Source organism: Streptococcus sp. DD11 (assembly GCF_001578865.1).
GTDB lineage: Bacteria > Bacillota > Bacilli > Lactobacillales > Streptococcaceae > Streptococcus > Streptococcus panodentis.
Genome location: NZ_KQ969488.1, coordinates 1 through 240 on the forward strand (window position 1 = coordinate 1; position 240 = coordinate 240).

At 50.0% G+C, this 240-nt stretch carries 1 pseudogene; it reads right to left on the reverse strand.

What is annotated here, in order from left to right:
* A pseudogene (locus STRDD11_RS13530) lies at nt 1-240 on the reverse strand (serine hydrolase); the annotation flags it as partial.

Below are 240 nucleotides of genomic sequence, written 5' to 3' on the forward strand. Positions count from 1 at the left end.
AGAGCTGCATGACACTGACCCAGACGGTGATTTTGGTCGTTGCCCCTCCCACTCGAAGACCGGGTTGTCATCCACCGCTTGCTTATTTTCCTTGTCCATATAGCCAAAGTTCTTTTGGTAAATGGTTTGGCCGTCCTTATCAAAGACTGCTGCCGCCAGTCCCGCGCTGGTTTTTTCGTGTTCCTTGTGGAAATTTTCAATTTTCTGACCGATTTGGTCATAAGGCGTGCCCGACGGCAA